The organism is Butyrivibrio sp., from assembly GCF_017940685.1.
Lineage (GTDB): Bacteria > Bacillota > Clostridia > Lachnospirales > Lachnospiraceae > Butyrivibrio.
Map to the genome: position 1 here is coordinate 1 of NZ_JAGAYD010000151.1, position 2,267 is coordinate 2,267.

Genomic DNA, 2,267 nt, shown 5'->3' on the forward strand with positions numbered 1-2,267 from the left:
AAGGTATATCCATCGTCGTCCATATTTTCAGCGGCAAAGATAGCCCCTTTGGGGATCACAACCATCACTCTCTCGTCCTTGTCCAGGTCATTTCCCAAAAGATACTCCACCCTGCCAGTATCAGTTATGACAGTGATGCGCATCCCACAGCCTTCATGGTAGTACCATATCTCGTCGCAGTCAATCTGATGGAAGTGGGAAATCTCCCCGCTTCGCAAAAGAAAATATATGCTCCCGGTAAATGCTCTTCCATGAGCCTGATCCTCCGACGTATAGCACTCTGAAAACCAGCCACCCTCGGGGTGTTTTTGAAGTTCGTACTCCGCAATAAGATCCGCATCTCTGCTCATATCTCTTTTCTCCTCTTGGTGAGTCAATCTGTAACGTCCCCAATGACTCACTCTTGTTACGCAAACATCATGCCAAATAGCGGCGATAACACTATCATTATCACAGAAAACGCAAAGGAATTCACCGACATCAAAGTCGCCCTCTGCTCTGACGGAATCATGGTGTTGAGCAGGATGTCCGCCCTGACCTGAACAAAGTTATCCGCAAAGGCGCCGATGAAGCCGCCAACTATCATAATGTAACAGTTTCCTGTAAACATTGTTGCGAAGGCTACTGTTACTCCGATCGCACTTATGATCCCAATTCTATGAAATCTCTTTTCCGGAATAATTTCAGTGACCTTGGCTCCAAGGGCTGCGCCCATTCCCATGATGAAAAGAGCTGGCCCAAGCCACAGTTTGCTAAGCCCCACCGCTGGGAGCTTGGCCTGTAAAAAGAAAAGTATCAGTATATCAACTGCTCCGATCATCGAGTTAAAAATGATGATGAGCCTGGCTTTCCTGTTTCCTTTTATAAAAGTCGCACTGTCTCCGATTATCTTCTTAAACCGCTCTGACACTGAAGTGACATTTTGAAGGCTGGTGTGTACTTCAGATAGAGTAAGGGCGATCAGCACAGTAATGGCGCCGATCACAGCATCCACCATGTTAGCTCTTTTGTATCCAAGAAGGAGAGCTACGCCTGCCATCAGGGTTCCGGCGGAGCTAAAGATCTGGTAAATCATAAGGTCGTTGGAAGCGAACTTGTCGTACTCACTTTCAAGACCTGCTTCTTTCAGGCTGTCGTAGGCAAGAGCCTCCCTGGTTCCTGAGGATAAGTTGTAGCTCAGGGCATTGACTGCGATGGCGATGGCAATGGTGAAAAAGTCCTTTGAAATGATCATCAAAAGAGATGATATTATCACCATGACTCTGCTGGCCACCATGGTCTTACGTCTTCCAAACATGTCTGCAATGACGCCGGATGGGATCTCGCAGGTCATGCTGGTTATGTGAAAGATACTTTCTAAAAGTCCGATCTCTACGGTGCTAAAGCCCCTTGCTGCAAGGAGCGCCACCCAGGCTGCTCCTCCAATAGCGCATCCTGAGACTGCATCTATGCTAAGTAATTTATTTATCTGCCTTCTGGCAGTTTTCTTTTCCATAATAAAAATCTCCTTAATCTTCGATAGTTTTGTGCAAAGAATTAAGGAGATAATGTCTCTTATGATCTTGTAAGTTCACCGATACATGTGTCGGTTTTACCTAAAAAAGAGCGCACTATCCCCGTAAACAGCCATTACATTACCCTTCATCAGATGAATGTTTGTTGTTTTCCAGGTCATTCATGTGCTCCTTTCCGTGTTATTTCTTAGCTTAGTTTAGCATAGTAAAGTCTTACTTTTCAAGCCTTAGTGGAAGTTAGTTCACATTTCTTCCATCTTCTTGGCGTTCATTGTTGAAGTGATGTCCATCTTCTTCATTGGATCATTTTGTACCAGGTCAATCTGCAGATTCATGATCTGCTGACCAAAGTTCTCCTGTGAGTCCTTTTTGGATGACTTGGAAGCCTTTAAAAGACCTGCATATTTAGCGTTCTGCATTACTGCAGCAACTGCATTCTTTATGCCGTTATTTTTGAAATCGATATCTGCCTGAGCCTTGATCTCCTCTGCAGTCATGGTACCTGACATGATTTTCTGGATCCTGGAAACAACCACGAACCACAGAGCTCTCTGCGCTTTGTCCTGAGGCATTCCATCGACTTTTCCATTTTGCAGAAGGGACTTGTTGCAGGCACAGGCAATGATAAGCTGTTTGGTTGAAGCTGAGTAATCGAGCTTTTCTTCAAGCAGAGTTTTTACATAAGCTTCTCTTTCATTCATTGCGTCGTCCAGGACTTTTGTCTCTTTTTCTTCTTCAGTCTTCTCAACGAGC

Annotated in this window: 3 protein-coding genes; all 3 read right to left on the minus strand. The window is 44.9% G+C overall.

Annotated elements, in window-relative coordinates; genetic code table 11:
* On the minus strand, window positions 1-350 hold a 350-nt coding region (locus tag J6I68_RS09745), incomplete at its 3' end, for a cupin domain-containing protein (protein WP_292219993.1).
* Window positions 351-406: 56 nt separating this feature from the next.
* The gene (locus tag J6I68_RS09750; RefSeq protein ID WP_292219994.1) at window positions 407-1,495 is read right to left on the minus strand and encodes an MFS transporter; all 1,089 of its coding nucleotides are present in this window, start codon (window positions 1,493-1,495) and stop codon (window positions 407-409) included.
* A 261-nt stretch (window positions 1,496-1,756) separates the two neighbouring features.
* A partial coding sequence (locus J6I68_RS09755) for a hypothetical protein (RefSeq protein ID WP_292219995.1) occupies window positions 1,757-2,267 on the minus strand: 511 nt, incomplete at its 5' end.

Excerpts from the sequence above, each read along its gene's own strand:
- J6I68_RS09750 (WP_292219994.1), bottom strand. The coding sequence starts at position 1,495 with ATGGAAAAGAAAACTGCCAGAAGGCAGATAAATAAATTACTTAGCATA.